This window comes from Micrococcus luteus (assembly GCF_014138885.1).
In the GTDB taxonomy this organism is placed as follows: domain Bacteria; phylum Actinomycetota; class Actinomycetes; order Actinomycetales; family Micrococcaceae; genus Micrococcus; species Micrococcus luteus.
The window spans coordinates 865,788-881,871 of record NZ_JACJIK010000001.1; the positions used below are offsets into that span (position 1 = coordinate 865,788).

Sequence of the window (16,084 nt, forward strand, 5' to 3'; positions counted from 1 at the left end):
GTGCGCGCGGCAGCGACCTCGTCCGGGCTGGGCGTGCTCGGCTCGTCACACATGGGAGAGGACGCATGACCAGCACCCCTACGCGCGCCAAGCGCAAGCAGACCGCCCGCGAGCTAGCCGAGCGATTCGGAGTCTCGCCGCGCACCATCCGCCGCACCGTCGCCCAGGAACGCGCGGACTACTTGGCGGACGCCGCCGCACGCCATAAACGCATTCGTGCTCTGCGCGCGGAAGGGCTCTCCATGCGCGCCATTGCTGCCAAGGAAGGCGTCACCGTCGGGACGGTGCACTACGCGATCCACAAGGACGACTGAGACCAGCAAGAAAGCCCCTCAGCGTCTCAACGGAGGACCAGCGACATCAGAAGGCTCTGACACGGAAACGTGCTCTACTCCAAAGTGCGAGCTCCTAAGGGCCGCGATGAACGCCAACCGGCCATCAGCATCGCCTAGGTGTGATGTCCAGGGAGGTTGTTGAGCCGGGTGGCAGGCGCGGCGCCGATCGCGGAGTGGACGCGATGATGATTGTAGAAGTGCAGCCATCCAGGCAACGCGGCCCTGCGTTCCGTCTCTGAGCTATAGAACCGGGCGTAGGCCCACCCGTCAGCGAGCGTGCGATGGAACCGCTCAATCTTCCCGTTCGTCTGCGGCCGGTAGGGCCGAGTCCGCTTAGGCTTGATCCCGAGCTCGGTGCAGGCATCACGCCAGGCATGCGAGCGGTAGGCCGAGCCGTTGTCCGAGAGCACCCGCTCCACCTCCACACCCAGGCGCGCGAAGTGGGCGACCGCGCGGCGCAACACCGCGATGGCCGTCTGGCTGCGTTCATCGGAGTGCATCTCGACATAGGCGAAGCGGGAGTGATCATCGATCACGGTGTGCAGAAAGCCCACCCCGAGCCGGGGCTGGTATCGGGCATCACGGGTTCCTTCGCGGTCCGAGGTCGCCGCGCGGTGCTTCATGCCCTGCTGGCGCCCGACGAATCGGTGTCCGCCCCCGTCGGGGATGCGCCCGAACTTGGTGACGTCGACGTGGATCAGCGACCCGGGGTGGGGGTGCTCGTAGCGGCGGATCGGCTCGCCGGTGACCCGGTCCAGACGGGCGAGGCGGTTGATCCGGCAGCGCACGAGCACGGCATGGACGGTGGAGGCCGGCATCCCGAGTTCTCCAGCGATCTGTGCCGGCCCCAGGCGTCGGCGCCATCGGGCGGCCACGATCTGTTTCACCACCGCCGGCGGTGTTCTGGTCGGCATCGTGGACGGCCGGCTGGACCGGTCTGCCATCCCTGCAGGTCCCTCGGCCCGGAAGCGTGTGGCCCATTTGCGTGCGGTGGGTGCGGAGACCATGAACATCTTGGCCGCGGTGGCGACCGGCCAGTGCTCCTCGACGATGAGCTTGGCCAGGCGTAGGCGGGCGCGAGGGGTCAGGGCGGCGTTAGCGTGGGACATGAAGGCCTTCTGTTCGCGTGAGCGGTTTCTCGAGGGCGTGTCAACTTGTCTGTGTAAGCGGGGTGGTCACAGGTAGGGGTTGATCCGGTCGGGGTAGGCCGCGGCGAGCTGGGCGAGGGCCTGCTTCCAGTTCGTGACGGCCTGGCCTTCGACGAGCCGGCCCTGGGCTTTGCGCTGGCCGGCGGGTTTGCCCCGGTCCCGAGCGCGTTCGGCGGCGCGTTTGTCTTCGATGTTGCAGATCGCCAGCCAGAGCAGCTTCACCGCCGCCTCGGTCGAGGGGAAGTGGCCGCGGTTCTTGGTCACCTTCCGTAGCTGGAAGTTCAGCGACTCGATGCTGTTGGTCGTGTAGATGACCTTGCGGAGCATGGGTGGGAACTGCAGGAACGGGATGAACCGCTCCCAGGAGTTCGCCCAGGTCGCGGCTGCAGACGGGTACTTCGTGCCGAGCTCGGAGGCCTCGAACTCGGCCAGCGCCTTCCTCGCGGTCTCTTCGTTGGGGGCAGTGTAGATCGGCTTCAGCGCGGCGGCGACCTTCTTGCGGTCCTGGTAGGCCACGAACCGCATCGCGGCCCGGATCAGGTGAACCACGCAGGTCTGGACCATCGAGTCCGGCCACGTCGCCTCGATCGCCTCCGGCAGGCCCTTGAGCCCGTCGCAGCACACGATCAGCACGTCCTGCACGCCCCGGTTGGCGAGATCGGCGCAGACGTGGGCCCAGAACGCCGAGCCCTCGGTGTCCTGGACCCAGATCCCCAGCACGTGCTTGATGCCCTCGAGGTCCACGCCGACGGCGATGTAGGCGGCACGGTTGAGGACCTGGCTGTTCTCTCGGATCTTGATCCGGATTGCGTCGAGATAGATCACCGGATAGAACTCCTCCAGCGGCCGCGACTGCCACGCCAGGACCTCTTCGCTCACGGCGTCGGTGATGTTGGAGATCGTCTCGTGCGACAGGTCCGTGCCGATCGTGGAGGCCAGGTGGTGCTGGATGTCCCGGATCGTCATTCCGCCGGCATAGAGGCTGATGATCATGTCATCCAGGCCCCCGAGGCGCCGCTGGCCCTTGGGCACCAGGCGCGGGGTGAACGACCCGCCCCGGTCTCGCGGGACGTCCAGCTCGATCGGCCCGACCTCGGACTCCACGGTCTTCGGGGTGGTCCCGTTGCGGGAGTTGGCGTGCTTCGGCGCCTCGCTCGAGCCCTTCTCGTAGCCCAGATGGCTGGTCAGCTCGGCCTGCAGGCCCCGCTCGAGCGCGGCCTTGACCAGCGCGGGCACGAACCCGCCGTCACCGGTGAGCTCGACGCCGCCCGCGTCGATCTGCGCGAACAGGGCATCAAGCTGCCCTGAGGCTTTCAGCTGCTCGACCAGGTCCTGGCCCGAGGGCTCGCCTGGGTTCTTCTCGTCGATCATGGTCATGATTCTTACCGTTCCTCTCGGTACGGCTTACACAGACCATCTGACACGCCCTTTCTCGACAACTCCACTCTCGCAACAGGAGGCCTTCGCCTGTCAGCTATTCACGCAACAACGTCCCTGGACATCACACCTAGGAAGAGGTCCTCTTGAGCGAGAGGGATCAGAGAGCAATAGCGGTGCATAGAGAACGCACAGTACAGTGGGGCGCGTCATATCCACTCGAAGGAGACTCTCATGCCCGACAAGCATCGACCGCGCCTCTCTCGTCTAGCCCAGTCCGGGGCCGCGTTTTCCATCGTAGGAGCCCTCACCGTCAGCAACTTCGGGGCTACCGCCTGGGCGGCCCAGCCCGCCTTCACCCCTCAAGCAACAGACGGGTACGCAGCCGCCGCCTCGCTTCCCGGCGACTTCGAGAATCAAGGAAGCACATCCAGCGAGTGGGATGTCTCTGATCTTCTAATCGAGGAAAAGAAGACCGGCCCGGAAGTAGCCGAAACGCAGGCGTGGCCCTGGGCTGTCTATAGGTGCCTCATGGGAATCGGTCTCAATGGGCCTCAGATCACCCAGATCATGACTCGGGGGACCCCTGAGGCGTTTCTCGCCGCAGGAGGACGGGCTGCGCTTGCCTGCCTGAGGGGGAAGTGACCTATGCCACTCCGAGGCATTTCCCGCTCAGCCCTTGAAGAGGAGCTAAGGGCAGTCAACGCGAAACTCTCCACCCACCCTCTAGCATCCGCTCCAGTCAAGGAAGCGCACGCACTCGTTGCAACGATGCAAGGAGCAGACAAGACAGAGGTCTCCAAAAGGCTGTCTGACAAGGGGCTCCCATCCCTCGACGAACTAGGAGCCCTCCAGCTCAAGGGGTCAGTTTCTTGGTGGCGCCTAAACAGGAGGAAGAATAAGCTCGAAAAGAAGCTAGAAGAAAAATCAGAATGACGAATATTATAGTCGCTTTGATTGAGAGCCTCGCTTCTAGCTTTGTGACCCCACCCCCTCCTGTGATTAGTTCACTTCTTATGAAGAATTGAACTACTTTTCACACTGACACGGACTGCCCAGCTCCAGCCAATCCCAAATGGCCCTCCCGCGTCCTCGTGGAGCGGTCCGGGGTGCACCCCGGACCGCTCCGGCGCACGGTTGCCCAGCCCTGCGAGAAGTACTTCGTCAAGGTCGCCGCGCTCCATGAACGTATCCGCGCCATGCGCACCGAAGGCATGATCATGCGCGCCATTGCCGAGCGCGAAGGCGTCAGCACACGCGCCGTTCATTAAGCGATCCACAAGAACGACCCGCCGCGCACCCCGGACACCCCCCAGGCCCCCAAAACGGACGCCTCCGACGACGCTTGACCCCCTGCGCCTGCACCCCCAGCACAGTGCAACGAATCCCGGCCTGACTAGGCCGAAAGCGACTTAGCATAGCTAAGTATCTAACTTGCTCCGGCTCCGCCGGTCCGCACCCTGCACGCCCTCCTGCGCCCCTGCACGCCCTCCTGCGCCCCTGCACGCCCTCCTGCTGCTTACCGCCTCCGCCTCAGCCACCGACCCGTCTTCTGACGCACCCAACGACCAACCCACTGACGCAACCACCGACCCCCAACCAGTCCCGATCCTCGCTGGTGTCGAAGAAGTCAAAAATGACCAGGTCCCGACTTCGCTCCAGAACCTGGTGGGGTCGTTGATGCTGACAAGCGCCCTCCCTATCGTCGTGGGATTCTGGACCGTCATGTTCGGTGCATCCATCCTCATCCGCAAACGAGCAGTCGCATGGGCCACACTTGTTGTCCTGGTCAGCTTGTCAGCCATCGTCAGCTACAAGTTCAAGAGCACCATCACCGACCTTCAGAACCAGGGCCACGACATCGCGAACCTTAGCCTGGACGGGTGGACGTGGTTTGCACTTGCTCTGATTCTGGTTGCCTCGATCCTGCACGTGATCTTCGAGACCGCACGGCATCGTCGCGCCACCAATCGCACTGACTGACCCCAACACGACGGCCAGCCTCAGCCTGAGCCAACTATTCGAAGGCATCACAGGCTGGCCGTCCTGACTGAATCTCCTACGTCAGACCGAGAAGCCCGCGGCCCCGATACCTCTCCGGTATCGGGGCCGCTCCGTCATGGTGCTCCTGTAGTCAGCTCTGCGTCACAGCGACCTGGAGCTTCCGTTCGATTGCTTCGACGCATTCCCGACGCACGGCCTGATACCGCCCAGCACCCTCCTGGCGTTCATCGAAGTGCCCACCATGAGCCAGCCCCGAGAACAACACATCCGTGCGCTCGATAACATCGGTTCCGGCCAACTCGAACACGCGGTACCGGGACCGGTACGGCGCCCCGTTCTTCGTCATCCGCCAGCCACCGTCGCTGAGCATGGCCAGCACGGTGCCGTACTCCCGCTCCACCCACATTGCGCCGGTGCGGTCGTCCTCATAGAGGTCCCACTCCTGCCTGTCCATTTGCTGGACCCAGTGCATGTTCCACGGGCTACCGGTGCCGCGAACCCAGTTCATCGTCGTTCCTCCTCGCTCGAGTCTTCCGGCTGTTGCTCATCTCCCAGGGTGCCCCAGATGTGCCCGTCCGGGGAGCTCTCCCACTCCACACTGAGGTCGTCCCGACTATCAGCCACGGACACCGCCAGCCGTGGAGCCGACGGCGTAGACGAGGACATCTCCAGCACCACGGCCACGTCTTCAGGCTGCCGGGAGGCGGCCAGCCCCACCGGGTTCGACACCGCGACCTGCCCGCCGTCGCCGTCCACCACACGTGCCCGCACGTATTGCACGCCCGTCGCGGGTCGTTCGAGGGTGTCCTGTTCACGGGTGGTACCAGCCCAGGCCGTGAAGTCGTCCTCGTCGTAGTCCAGCGTGAACGCTGGCCGGTCTCCGTACGCCTCGGGCTCCTTGTGCCTCCCGATCTTCGCGCAGCCGGCCTCATCCACCATGCGGCGCAGACGCGCGGTGAGCATCTCCACATGCGGGTGCCACATCATCATCGGGCCCAGCCCCGGAGCCTGTTCCTCCCAGACCTTGTACTCCATGCACATCGCCGCATACAGCTCGGCCGTCAGGTCCGAGTGCTTGTACCAGCAGGGTGGCACTACCGAGGTCACCAGCCGGTACTCGGCTACGAACCAGTCCACCCACCGACGCAGCGTGTTCCACGCCTCCCACTGGTGCTCTGCCTTGATCTCCCTCCACCGCGTGCCCATCCACACCGGCGGACCCTCGCCCGCGAGTTCCGCGGCGACCTCCGGGTCGACGTAGGGCAGCGGAGTTCCCGTCTGTCCGTCGTCATCGGCGGCCGCCGGCGCCTCCCAGTCCGTGGGCTCGTCGTCTTCAACCCAGGGCGATGCCATCAGTTCCGTCCTTCCCTCGTGTACCGGCGTGCTGGCCCGCCCAACAGCCTCTCGAGCCGGGCGAACAGCTCCTCAACGGCCTCGCGCCCGTCTGCCCCGGTCGAGCGCATGTAGCGATGCGCGGCGTCCTCGCATGTACCGCACAACCACACCCCGATTCCGCCGGTGGCACGACACTCGGCGCGGTCCAGGTATCGTCCATCGGCGCAGTGCCACCTCGTGGAGACGGGCCGCTGGCAGACATGGCACCGTGCACCCCCGTCCGTGCTCATGCCTGCCTCTGCCGGATCATCCTGGCCACGATCACGACCGTGGCCCGCCTGCGGTCCCATCCAAAGAACTCCTTCTTGCCGTCCATGATCTGATGCAGCCGCTGATGGTGGTCCCGGCACAACGGCATCAGGTCGTTGTGCGCTTCGCGGGCCTGCCACCGGCCCTCCTCGTCCTGGCCCACGCCCTTGTACGAGACGTGGTGCAGGTCCAGGGTCCCAGCCTGGGTCAGCGTGATCCCGCAGACCTGGCAGGCCGGCTCTTGGCCGGCCTGCCGGCAGTCTGCGAACCACCGCACCCGCCTGTACCCCCATGCCTGGGACCGCAGGTACCGCTTGTACTCGGCCGAGCTGGTGCGGTGCAGCCCGAACCTGCCCATGCCCTCACCGCACCGGGATCGCCGGGGCCGTCTCCGGCACCGGGTCCAACGCCGCCACGGAGTCCTCGGCCCGGTCCGCGTCGGTCGGTGTGGACGGGGCCGGGTCCTTGGACTCCAGCTCAGCCAGCAGCGCCTTCGAGTACCGCCCCGCGGCCTCCTTGATCTGCTTGCCGTCCTTGCGGTCCCACCAGCGGGTCATCTGCATCAGGATCGGACGCCCATTACGGTTCAGCAGGACCCCCCACCCGAACGGCAGCCGACGCAGCTCCGCGACCGAGACCACGTCGGTGTCGTGGATCTGCTCGGAGACCGAGGTGTGGTCCTTGCCGCGAGACTTCGAGGTCCGCATGATCTTGCGCTGGCCGGCCAGCTTGGCGAACTGCTCCAGGTCGGACACGTTCGAGGCACCCCCGAGCTGGACCTTCACCGTGGCCGCATCGAACAACGCCTGCGCCTGCTGCTCGCCCCACTCGTTGCGGGCCTGAGCCATCGACTGGAACACCGCGAACGGGGAGATGCCCACGCCGCCGCCGTCAGCCATGAGCTGGGTCAGCCCCGGCCAGGCACCGGAGATGTTCGCAATCTCATCGAGCACCAGCGACAGCGGCGGGTCGAGCCGGTTCCCGGGCGACTTCGCCGCCAGCTCGCGCGCCCGCTCGGTGATGGCGTCCATCATCGCGATCAGGAACGGCCCCGCCGACGAGCCGCCGGTCTTGGTGCCCACGATGTAGAGCGTCCCGCACTCGGTGAGGAACTTGTCGATGTCCAGGGTCTCCTCGAACCGGTTGGGTCGCAGCACGTCGCGGACCTCGGGCACCGACAGCCCCTTGACCGCACCTTCGACGCCGAACCACTTGGACTGGAGCAGCTTCGGGTCGCCCTCGATGATGCCCTTGAGCACCAGGTTCCAGTTCAGCGCGGCCTTGGGATGTTCGGTGAGGATTTTCACGGCCTCCTTGGCCTCGGCCGGGTTGTTGCCCCACCGCATCAGGTCATCCACGGTGCGCTCACCCAGCGCCGCGGCGTGCAGCAGGCACTCCATGATCGTGATGGCCGGGGCCTGCCACTCCGCGTTCGAGCTGGAGGACCCCAGGCCGGAGGCACCGATCAGCGACGCCGCCCGCTGGTTCGCCACACGCGGCTCTTCACAGCCCGTGATCGGGGACCACTTCAGCGTGGAGGGCTGACCGGTCAGTCCCTGCGGGTCGAACAGGGCCACTGGTCCCTTCTTCTTGCGCAGCTCGGCTGTGGCCCCCAGGTTGTCCGCACGTGAGCTGGTCGTGATGACCGGGCCGGGTGCGTCGAGAATCGCGCCGATCAGCAGGTGCACGCCCTTGCCCGAGCGCGGCGGGCCGATCAGCACCACCGACTCCTCGTAGCTCGCGAACACGTCCACGCCCTCGGCCTTGCCCAGGCGCATGGCCCCGTCCGTGATGGCCGGCTTCTTGATCGAGGGCCGGACCTTCTTCACCCGGGACAGCACCGACTTGCGGCCCACCGTCTTGGTGATCTCCGTAGACCGGGCCAGGCCCTCGCGTTCGCGCAGCTCCTTGATGAACTTCTTGTCCGACTGCTGGTATCGGCTCCACGCCGTCACCGCGACGCCGATCAGCACGAGCACCAACACACCCAGACCGATCAGCCAGCCGATGACCCCGCCGGTGGTCGCCGTGCATCCCTGCGCGGTGGCCCCGAACGTGGCCGGGTCGTGCTCGCCCACGAGGAAGCCCAGCGGCGCGAACAGCGAGTCCGGCTTCGTCGGTGCCCCACAGTGGATACGCCCGGCCAGGAACCCGGCCAGCAGGTACGCCCCGTAGAGCAGCACGGCCGGACCGATGAGCCAGATCAGTGCCGTCTCGGCCGGGCTGTCCCCTTCCAGGACCGAGTTGTTGCCACGTTCACGTCGCATCAGGCCACCGCCTCCTTCGCCTTGTCCATGCGCTCGTCCGTATCGAACAGCGGCAGCTCGGCCCGCGTGAGCACGTTCTGCACCTCGAACGAGGAATCCCCCAGACGCCACAGGCCCGTGCCCTTGGGCAGGGACCGCACCAGGGACCGCTCCCGGTCGGACAGTTCCATCTCCGACGTCGTGATCTTCAGCGCGGACCGGTCCTGCCGGTAGATCACCTTCACGTCCGCGTCGGCCAGCAGGGACCGGGCCATCGCGGCCATCTTCGAGCTCTGATCACCAGCCATGTCCAGGTCAGCGATCTTGTGCAGCACAAGCACGTTGAAGATGCCGTAGGCGCGGCTGAGCTTCCACTGCTCGACCATGCGCCGCAGGTCGGCCTCGGAGCTGATGTTGTCCCAGCCCTCTTCGTAGATCACGATCCGCTGCCCGCCGTCGCGCGTGGTGACCATCGCTTCGGTCCACGCGCCCGCGCACGCGTTGACCACGCGCACCGCCTCCGGGGAGGCACCCAGCAACGCGGAGGTGTCGATGCTCGTCGCGCACGCCTGATCGTCCAGGACCACCGTGGTCTCCCCGTCGAACATGCCGGCCAGATCGCCGGAGGACACGCGGCCCAGCGTCATCATCGTCACCGACGCGGCCTGCGCCTTCATCGCGTCCGGGTCCGTGCGGGCCGCGTCCAGCGCCCGGATCACGTCCGGGATGATCGGCGGACGTCCCTCGGCGTCCGCGACCGCCACAGCCGCGTCCAGGCCCGCCGAGAGCACATGGTGCTCGGGCGAGGTCATGTCCCGGTCGGTGAGGATCTTCACCAGGGCCACCAAGATGGACATGCGCCGAGTCCGCACCATCGAGGCCCACGCCCGATCCGTCATCAGCTCGCCCTGCACGTCCGTCGAGGGCCGGGTGCCCGGGTCCAACGGGTTCAGGCGCGTGTCCAGGCCAGGGCCGACCTGGATCACCGATCCACCCAGGCCCTTGACCACACGGGTCCACTCGCCCTTCTTGTCCGAGGCCACCGAGAGCTTGCGCCCGGCCAGCACCTGCCGCACCGCCAGCGACTTGGCCAGTGACGACTTCCCGGTGCCCACCTGACCGAACAGCATCATCGACATGCCCGAGATGATCCCGGCCTCATAGAGTGCCCACGGGTCGAAGCAGAACGCGCCGCCGCCGTGCATGTCCTTGCCGATCATCAGCCCGCGCGCACCCAGACCGGGGCCGGCCACGAACGGGTACGCCGTCGAGGCCGTATGCGTCGTCGTGCGGACCGGCCGCGGGGCCAGCGTGCGCATCCCCCGCAGCTGCCGTGCCCCGCGCGGTCCGGCCTTGCCCCACTGCGGCTGAGGGAACCGCACCTCCTTAGCCTGCGCAGCCATCGCCTTCCGCAGCGCCCGCTGGCCTCGCTCCAGCTCCCGGGCCGCACGCTTGGCCTCTCGGGCTTCGTCCTTGCCCGGTTCGATGATCTGGAACAGATCGACCTTCGGTTCTTCACGCATCAGAGCTTCATCCTTCCGAACGGCAGGGCACCGGCCACGAACGCCGCGTCCTGCTCCATCCACACCGGGCGCAGCTCGCACCCGGCCGTGATCCCGGAGGCCACGACCTCCGCAGCCGCGGACTCCAGCTCGGACCGCGAGGACCCGGTCACCGTGACCAGCACGACGACATCCACGCCCGTGTGCCGACGCCGCAGCTCGGCCTCCTCGCGCTCCACGTCCTCCAGGGACTGGTCATGTTCCAACGACCCGATGCGCCCGAGCTTGCTCATCAGCCGCGAGTTCGTGTGCCAGTCCGTCTTGCGCCGCTGCACGGACCGCACCGCGGCCCCACGCTCCACCGGAGCCAGGAACACCGAGACCGTGTGCCGGAAGTCCCCGGCGAACACCAGCTCGTCCAGGAACCCCAGCCGGGCCAGGTTCTGCGGCAGCTCGGAGACCTTGTAGGTGCGGTGGTAGTTCCCGTCCGTGACCATGTGGCCCGCATGGACCTCCACGGCCATCGGTCCCGCGCTCGAGGGCGCGGTACCCGCCGTCTTCCCGTCCGCCTTCATGGTCGAGACCATCACCGAGGCGTCCGGGTCGAACGCCGACCGCGAGAGACCGGCCAGCGTGCGCGGAGAGTGCCAGGCGGTCACCTGGGTCCCCGAGCGCGGCAGCGTGCTCTCCACCGTCGTCATCAGCTTGAGCATGTGCTCCATGAGCGCCGGGGTGCCCCCGCCGAGCGCCTTGACCTGCGAGGTGATCTTCGACGGGGAGACCACCAGCGTCAGCCACTGCTCGTGCACCGGCATCGACTGGGCCTCCTTCATCAGCTCACGGAACGCCTGGTCCAGGAACGGGTCGACGCTTGCCCCTGACCGGCCCGCGCCCTCCTGCTTGGACTCGTAGAAGTCCTCCACGGCCGCACCGGAGATGAGCGTCGTCTGATCCGACGCCTGAATCCGCACCACACCCGGCAGACGCGACAGCGCCGCCAGCGACGATCCCCACGACAGGGACCGTTCCTCCTGAGCGTCGAAGGACTCCAGGTCAAAGCCCCGCGTCGTCATGACCTTCGCACAGACCACCGCTTCCCGGGCGCGCGGGTCCCAGACGAACCCGGCCCCGTTGGGCATCGCGTAGACCATCAGCTCACCGGCCACACCCGGCAGCCGGAACCGTGCCGGCTCACCCGGCTTGATCCGCCCCTTCGCATCGCGCTGAGCCTGCGGCCCTGCCTCGCTCACCGGGGCCTGCGGCTCGCCGTCCACCAGCTCCAGCACGTGTGCCGGGGCCATCCCCTGGCGGTACTCGAGCTGATCCGTTGCCCCGCGCCGCAGGTACTGCATCGCCACCCACACCCAGCCAGGCAGGGACCGGCCACGGAACCGGGTCGCGCCGAACGCGCCGATCACGGCCATCAGCCCGATACCCACGAGCATGGCCGGCCCGCCACGCAGGATGAACGCCATGCCGATCAGCACGCCGGCCAGAACCACGATCACCTGCTCCAGGGTCAGCCCCAGGATCAGTCCCTGAGTCCGTTCCTGGGGGAATCGGACGTCGTCGTACTCCGAGTCCATCGACTCCTGAATCATCGTTGCCATCAGCGGCCTCCTCGCATCACCATCGCCCCGGCACGCTGGCGCATCCGGCCAGCCCGCGCCGAAACGCCCCGCATCGAATTCATTGCTCCACGCCCGGCCCGGCTCGCGGCCATCACGCCCGCCTGCTCAGCCTGGCCAGCACCGCCGGCCAGCCACGCGGTGACTGCAAGCATGAAGATCGGCATGGCCGCGGCCACGAACACCAGCACCATGCCAGCCACGGTCTGCACCCAATCCGTGGACAATGCCGCCATCGCCATGCCCAGCCGCACAACGGCGGCTGCGAGTGGCCCGGCCATGATCAGCCCCAGCATCATCGACAGCCACCGCCCCGCCAGCGCCTTGGCCGGCTCCAGGGCCAACGAGAAGATCGCCGGGGCCGCGAACGAGGCCAAGATCAGAATCAGCACCAGACGGAAGATCATCATCGCCATCAGCACGAAGCAGGCGAAGAAGATCACCAGCGCGATGATCACCGCGACCACGATCATCCCGTTCTCCGAGTTCTCGCTGGCCATCTCCCACTGCGCGAAGTTCTCATCCAGCAGGATCTTGTCGTTGGCGGCGTCGTAGGTCAGACCGAACAGCCCCAGCACGCCGGCCACCGCCTCGTCCTGGCCATCGGTGCCACCGGAACCGACCCGCAAGATCCACAAGGTCAGCTGCTGGGTCGCCCCCATCGCCATCCACACCAGCCCGACCACCACGTAAGTCGCCGGGATGCTGAACACCGCCGCCAGGAACGCGCGCACCATGCCGGCCGTAGACCCGCGCACCGCCGAGAGCACGACCTGCACGGCCACGAAGATCATCAGCAGCGGGATCATCGCCACCACGATGATGTTCAGCATCCCCGGGTGGTCGATCACCGTGCTCTCGCCACCGGCCACCGTCGTAGTGACCTGCCCGCCGACGACCGTGACCCACCACTCCGGGGTCAGCGCACCCACGGAGAAAGCCTGCTCGAGCAGCCCGGAAGCGGCCTTCGCCAGCCCCAGGATCGAACCCCGCATGAACTCCTCGAAGTCCTTCTCCCACATCGTTCTCTCCCTCCGTGAGTGCGCTCAGGACCTCAGAACAGCGGCAGGCCAGCGCCCCAGCCGATCAGGCTCGCAGCACCGGCGATCAGGGCCGCAGCAACGATGCCCCAGACCACGAAGCTGATACCCACGTCCTGCGCGCGGCCGCTCGAGGAGAGCTTGCCGAAGATCCAGACCAGCACGCCGATGCCGACGGCGACGATCAGGATGACCAGGAAGGTGCCCAACGCCAGGCCCGTGATGTTCTGGATGGTGGGCATCCACGGCCCGTTGAAGCTCGGTGCGATGTCCGGGACACCGGCAGCCACCGTGGTGGCCGCGTGAATCAGATTGCTCATCAGAGGTCCTCCCGTAGGGATGTGATGTGACGACGGCCTGGATACCTTCCGGGCCGAACGGGCAACTCCCGCCCGCTGCCAGATGTACGACGCGCCCCACCGCCACGCATGTCACCTGGCCCGCACACGAGAAAGCCCCCACCCGCTGCATCCGCAGCAGGTGGGGGCAACTCGCAGATCAGATCAAGAGCAGTTCTGACCCCGCGTCAGCGTCAGGGTCCGCCCGGTCTGAGCACCGTTGGTCAGCGACTGACGCGCCACGTGCACCTCGACCGGCGAGCACTCGGCCGTGGCCTCGTTCTGTGCCGAGCAGTCCGGCTCACCCGACCCGTTCACCTCGCCCGTGGCGTACCACTTCACCGATGTGACGACCGTGTACGAGGATTCCGTGCCCGTAGCCTCCTTGCCCCACTCGTACCCGTCCAACGCGGGCTGTCCACCGAGCAACGCACTGATCACACGCTCACGCTCTGCCCGATCCGGCGACGGCTCCTCCTTGTCGAAGTCCCGCACCGCCTGCCGGTTGCAGGTCTGCTTCGGGGCGTTCTTCTCGATCGCGACCGACTGCGGCCTGGCCCCGGCGGGCATCAGCTCGCTCGTCCCCAGCCCAGCCCCCCAGCTCGTGCCGGCCGTGCCAGCGCCCAGCACCGTCGCCCCCACCGCCGCCAACGCGACCATCGTCCACCCCTTGCGCATCCCGCCAGGTGAGAACAAGGCCCTGCCCCACACCGCCAGCGCCACGCCAGCCCCCACCGCCAGGATCAGCACGACCAGCGCCGTCCCGACCACCCATCCACTGATCTGTGACCACCCCGACAGCCCGTCCGGGTTGATTCCGTTCAACATGTCCGACTCCTCGCCGCTCGTCTGGCCCGCTCTTGCTTCGTTGCCGTGTCTCGTCCTGGGTTCGCGGTCCCCACCGCGAAGGTCTGTCAGCGCGCCATCGCCTGCACCACCAGCACCCACACCACGAGCACCGCCAGCGCCACGGCCGCGATCACCCACCGACCCCGCGCCGAGTCCCACGCGTCCGGTACCCGCTCCTGCCACGACGTCGGCAGCGGCGCGTCCACGGACTCCGCCACCCACCGCCGCCCGGCCTCGCCTGCGCGCTGGCGCAGTCGCCGCACGGACGCGACCAGTCCCCGGTCCCGCTCTACGTAGACCACGCGCGGCTCCTGACCCTCCGGGACGTCATGGCTCTGCTCGAACTCCGTCTGCTCGCTCACTTCTCTGCCCTCTCGTTTCGGATCACCGTTGTCGCCACCCTCAGCAGGTGCCGTGTCTCGGCCAGGTACTGCCGACTCGTGGAGTGGCTGAACCCGGTGGCCTGCATGACGTCCTCGACCGTGACCGCTTCCATCCGGCCCCCCGCCTGCGCGCAGGCCAACGCGACCTGCCGCGCCCAGTCCCCCGCGTCCCCGTCGTCGGGAAGGCAGCTGATCAGCACACGCATCGTCACCGCCTGCCCCGAACGGGCCACCTCCTGCGCCGCCCGGACCACCCGGGCACAGCGCACCAGCTCACGCCGGGCCTGACGCAGTGCGGTCACCGAGACGCCCATCGCCTCCGATGCCGCCACGACGTCATCCCCGAACGCCAGCACCACGGCCAGGGCACGGGCCGTCATCTCCGAGGACTCCATGACCGACTCGACCACCCGCATCACCTCCGCGACTTCCCGGTGTGCAGCCAGCGCTTCAACCACAGCCTCGGCCGGGTCCTCCATGACCGTCGACACCGCGGTCTTCTCCCGCGCCACCGCGGAAGCCTCCAGCGCCTCCTGGCCCGCCCGCGACCGGCCGACCGCCCGCAGATGATCCACCGCTCGGTTCCGGGCGATGGTGCCGACCCAGGTCCGCAGGGAACCCCGGTCCGGATCGAACCGCTCCCGGGAGTGCCACGCGGACTCCCACGTGCTCTGGAGCACGTCCTCGACGACGTCGCCGTTGCCCGAGGGTCCGAGTACGGCCACCACCGTGCCTCGCACCGAGGCCACCGCTTCCGCCAGCTCGTCACCGGTCACCAGCACCATCCCCGCCGGAGCCACCCGGTCCGCCTGCCCGGTCATCAGTCCACCGCCTCCATCAACGCCCGTGGCATCGCCCGCCGCTCCAGCCGGCAGTGCGGGCAGTCTGCAAGCACGGCCTGCCCGTACGCCGGGATGTGCACGTCCGGGTCCTGGCACGGCTCACCGGTCCGCAGCTCACGCACCTGCCCCGAAGCAGCCGGAGCCTGAGTCACGGCGACCGGCCGGGGCCGGGTCACAGCGACCAATTCCTCGAACTCCGAGGCCAAGGACCGCGCCACGAAGGCCGTGGGCTTGCGCACCGGCCCCGAGGCCCGCGCCAAGACCACGTCCACGATGGACCGCAGCTGCCCGTCTCCGAGGTCCGCAGCCGCCGGCACCCGCTGAACCAAGTCCGCCAGGACCACACCCCGATGGACCAGCCCCACGCCTTCCCCACCGTCGATGACCTGATCGGTCCGTCGTCCGTCGTCCGTCGTCGTCTCCGCGCGCACTGCACCGGACTGACGGACTGACGGACGGACAGATGAGGGTTCTTGAGGGTTAGTCCGCGCGCGATCCTTATAGTCGGCAAAGTCGTGATTGTCGGGTGAGTCCGCCGAAATTGTCGGGTGAGTCGACTCACCCGACAGATTGTCGGGTCGCGTGTTCATGCGGGTCTCAGATTTACCCGACAGATTGTCGGGTCGCGTCTTCGTGCGGGTCTCAGATTTACCCGACAGATTGTCGGGTCGCGTCTTCGTGCGGGTCTCAGATTTACCCGACAGATTGTCGGGTCGCGTGTTCATGCGGGTCTCGGGCGTGTCAACTT

17 protein-coding genes are annotated in these 16,084 nt (G+C 67.3%); 3 read left to right on the plus strand and 14 right to left on the minus strand.

The genetic code is table 11. From position 1 onward, the window contains the following. The first annotated feature begins 65 nt into the window (after positions 1-65). A complete protein-coding gene (locus HDA34_RS03950) occupies positions 66-314 on the plus strand; it encodes a MerR family transcriptional regulator (RefSeq protein ID WP_049147384.1) in 249 nt (82 codons plus the stop codon). A 134-nt stretch (positions 315-448) separates the two neighbouring features. On the opposite strand, the gene HDA34_RS03955 is transcribed toward HDA34_RS03950, so the two are convergent. Further along, a complete protein-coding gene (locus tag HDA34_RS03955; protein WP_060974313.1) occupies positions 449-1,444 on the minus strand; it encodes an IS481 family transposase in 996 nt (331 codons plus the stop codon). A 66-nt stretch (positions 1,445-1,510) separates the two neighbouring features. Beyond that, on the minus strand, positions 1,511-2,854 hold the full coding sequence (locus HDA34_RS03960) for an IS256-like element ISMlu11 family transposase (RefSeq protein ID WP_012750929.1): 1,344 nt from the start codon (positions 2,852-2,854) through the stop codon (positions 1,511-1,513). A 240-nt stretch (positions 2,855-3,094) separates the two neighbouring features. Between HDA34_RS03960 and HDA34_RS03965 the strand changes: the two genes are divergently transcribed. Both HDA34_RS03965 and HDA34_RS03970 read left to right on the plus strand, forming a co-directional pair. Beyond that, complete coding sequence (locus HDA34_RS03965; RefSeq protein WP_127435035.1) at positions 3,095-3,505, plus strand: hypothetical protein; 411 nt, start codon at positions 3,095-3,097, stop codon at positions 3,503-3,505. 1,080 nt (positions 3,506-4,585) lie between these two features. After that, positions 4,586-4,843 (plus strand): hypothetical protein, encoded by a 258-nt coding sequence (locus HDA34_RS03970; RefSeq protein ID WP_134377518.1) that lies wholly within the window; start codon positions 4,586-4,588, stop codon positions 4,841-4,843. 151 nt (positions 4,844-4,994) lie between these two features. Here the strand turns inward: HDA34_RS03970 and HDA34_RS03975 are convergent, their stop codons facing one another. The 12 genes from HDA34_RS03975 to HDA34_RS04030 all read right to left on the minus strand — a co-directional run bounded on the left by HDA34_RS03975 (position 4,995) and on the right by HDA34_RS04030 (position 16,061). After that, positions 4,995-5,372 carry a hypothetical protein gene (locus HDA34_RS03975; RefSeq protein ID WP_049145134.1) on the minus strand — a complete coding sequence of 126 codons (378 nt, stop codon included), beginning with the start codon at positions 5,370-5,372 and terminating at the stop codon, positions 4,995-4,997. Beyond that, complete coding sequence (locus HDA34_RS03980) at positions 5,369-6,217, minus strand: hypothetical protein (RefSeq protein WP_049145136.1); 849 nt, start codon at positions 6,215-6,217, stop codon at positions 5,369-5,371. The genes HDA34_RS03975 and HDA34_RS03980 overlap by 4 nt, the downstream gene beginning before the upstream one ends. 268 nt (positions 6,218-6,485) lie before the next feature. Continuing rightward, positions 6,486-6,866, minus strand: coding sequence for a hypothetical protein (locus HDA34_RS03985; RefSeq protein ID WP_049145137.1), 381 nt, complete (start codon positions 6,864-6,866; stop codon positions 6,486-6,488). Between the two features lie 4 nt (positions 6,867-6,870). Further along, on the minus strand, positions 6,871-8,775 hold the full coding sequence (locus tag HDA34_RS03990; protein WP_060973429.1) for a type IV secretory system conjugative DNA transfer family protein: 1,905 nt from the start codon (positions 8,773-8,775) through the stop codon (positions 6,871-6,873). After that, complete coding sequence (locus HDA34_RS03995; RefSeq protein ID WP_049145144.1) at positions 8,775-10,277, minus strand: putative type IV secretion/conjugal transfer ATPase; 1,503 nt, start codon at positions 10,275-10,277, stop codon at positions 8,775-8,777. Before HDA34_RS03995 ends, HDA34_RS03990 begins: the two co-directional genes overlap by 1 nt. Further along, entirely contained in the window at positions 10,277-11,866 is a 1,590-nt protein-coding gene (locus HDA34_RS04000; RefSeq protein ID WP_060973428.1) for an SCO6880 family protein, read from the minus strand. The genes HDA34_RS03995 and HDA34_RS04000 overlap by 1 nt, the downstream gene beginning before the upstream one ends. Then, a complete protein-coding gene (locus HDA34_RS04005; RefSeq protein WP_060973427.1) occupies positions 11,866-12,906 on the minus strand; it encodes a hypothetical protein in 1,041 nt (346 codons plus the stop codon). Before HDA34_RS04005 ends, HDA34_RS04000 begins: the two co-directional genes overlap by 1 nt. A 32-nt stretch (positions 12,907-12,938) precedes the next feature. Next, a complete protein-coding gene (locus tag HDA34_RS04010; protein WP_060774791.1) occupies positions 12,939-13,244 on the minus strand; it encodes a hypothetical protein in 306 nt (101 codons plus the stop codon). A gap of 183 nt (positions 13,245-13,427) precedes the next feature. Next, positions 13,428-14,090 (minus strand): hypothetical protein, encoded by a 663-nt coding sequence (locus HDA34_RS04015; RefSeq protein ID WP_060973426.1) that lies wholly within the window; start codon positions 14,088-14,090, stop codon positions 13,428-13,430. Between the two features lie 86 nt (positions 14,091-14,176). After that, the gene (locus HDA34_RS04020) at positions 14,177-14,473 is read right to left on the minus strand and encodes a hypothetical protein (protein ID WP_036340685.1); all 297 of its coding nucleotides are present in this window, start codon (positions 14,471-14,473) and stop codon (positions 14,177-14,179) included. Beyond that, positions 14,470-15,279 carry an RNA polymerase sigma factor gene (locus HDA34_RS04025; RefSeq protein WP_231119441.1) on the minus strand — a complete coding sequence of 270 codons (810 nt, stop codon included), beginning with the start codon at positions 15,277-15,279 and terminating at the stop codon, positions 14,470-14,472. The genes HDA34_RS04020 and HDA34_RS04025 overlap by 4 nt, the downstream gene beginning before the upstream one ends. A 35-nt stretch (positions 15,280-15,314) precedes the next feature. Next, positions 15,315-16,061: a helix-turn-helix domain-containing protein gene (locus HDA34_RS04030; protein WP_233437108.1), complete on the minus strand. Its 747-nt coding sequence runs from the start codon at positions 16,059-16,061 to the stop codon at positions 15,315-15,317. Positions 16,062-16,084: the final 23 nt, after the last annotated feature.

Bases quoted from the DNA above. Each gene is read 5' to 3' on its own strand.
- HDA34_RS04010 (WP_060774791.1), bottom strand. From the start codon at position 13,244: ATGAGCAATCTGATTCACGCGGCCACCACGGTGGCTGCCGGTGTCCCG.
- HDA34_RS03970 (WP_134377518.1), top strand. From the start codon at position 4,586: ATGTTCGGTGCATCCATCCTCATCCGCAAACGAGCAGTCGCATGGGCC.
- HDA34_RS04030 (WP_233437108.1), bottom strand. From the start codon at position 16,061: ATGAACACGCGACCCGACAATCTGTCGGGTAAATCTGAGACCCGCACG.
- HDA34_RS04015 (WP_060973426.1), bottom strand. From the start codon at position 14,090: ATGTTGAACGGAATCAACCCGGACGGGCTGTCGGGGTGGTCACAGATC.
- HDA34_RS03965 (WP_127435035.1), top strand. From the start codon at position 3,095: ATGCCCGACAAGCATCGACCGCGCCTCTCTCGTCTAGCCCAGTCCGGG.
- HDA34_RS03960 (WP_012750929.1), bottom strand. From the start codon at position 2,854: ATGATCGACGAGAAGAACCCAGGCGAGCCCTCGGGCCAGGACCTGGTC.
- HDA34_RS03990 (WP_060973429.1), bottom strand. From the start codon at position 8,775: ATGCGACGTGAACGTGGCAACAACTCGGTCCTGGAAGGGGACAGCCCG.
- HDA34_RS03975 (WP_049145134.1), bottom strand. From the start codon at position 5,372: ATGAACTGGGTTCGCGGCACCGGTAGCCCGTGGAACATGCACTGGGTC.
- HDA34_RS04005 (WP_060973427.1), bottom strand. From the start codon at position 12,906: ATGTGGGAGAAGGACTTCGAGGAGTTCATGCGGGGTTCGATCCTGGGG.
- HDA34_RS04025 (WP_231119441.1), bottom strand. From the start codon at position 15,279: ATGGTGCTGGTGACCGGTGACGAGCTGGCGGAAGCGGTGGCCTCGGTG.
- HDA34_RS04000 (WP_060973428.1), bottom strand. From the start codon at position 11,866: ATGGCAACGATGATTCAGGAGTCGATGGACTCGGAGTACGACGACGTC.
- HDA34_RS03955 (WP_060974313.1), bottom strand. From the start codon at position 1,444: ATGTCCCACGCTAACGCCGCCCTGACCCCTCGCGCCCGCCTACGCCTG.
- HDA34_RS03995 (WP_049145144.1), bottom strand. From the start codon at position 10,277: ATGCGTGAAGAACCGAAGGTCGATCTGTTCCAGATCATCGAACCGGGC.
- HDA34_RS03980 (WP_049145136.1), bottom strand. From the start codon at position 6,217: ATGGCATCGCCCTGGGTTGAAGACGACGAGCCCACGGACTGGGAGGCG.
- HDA34_RS03950 (WP_049147384.1), top strand. From the start codon at position 66: ATGACCAGCACCCCTACGCGCGCCAAGCGCAAGCAGACCGCCCGCGAG.
- HDA34_RS03985 (WP_049145137.1), bottom strand. From the start codon at position 6,866: ATGGGCAGGTTCGGGCTGCACCGCACCAGCTCGGCCGAGTACAAGCGG.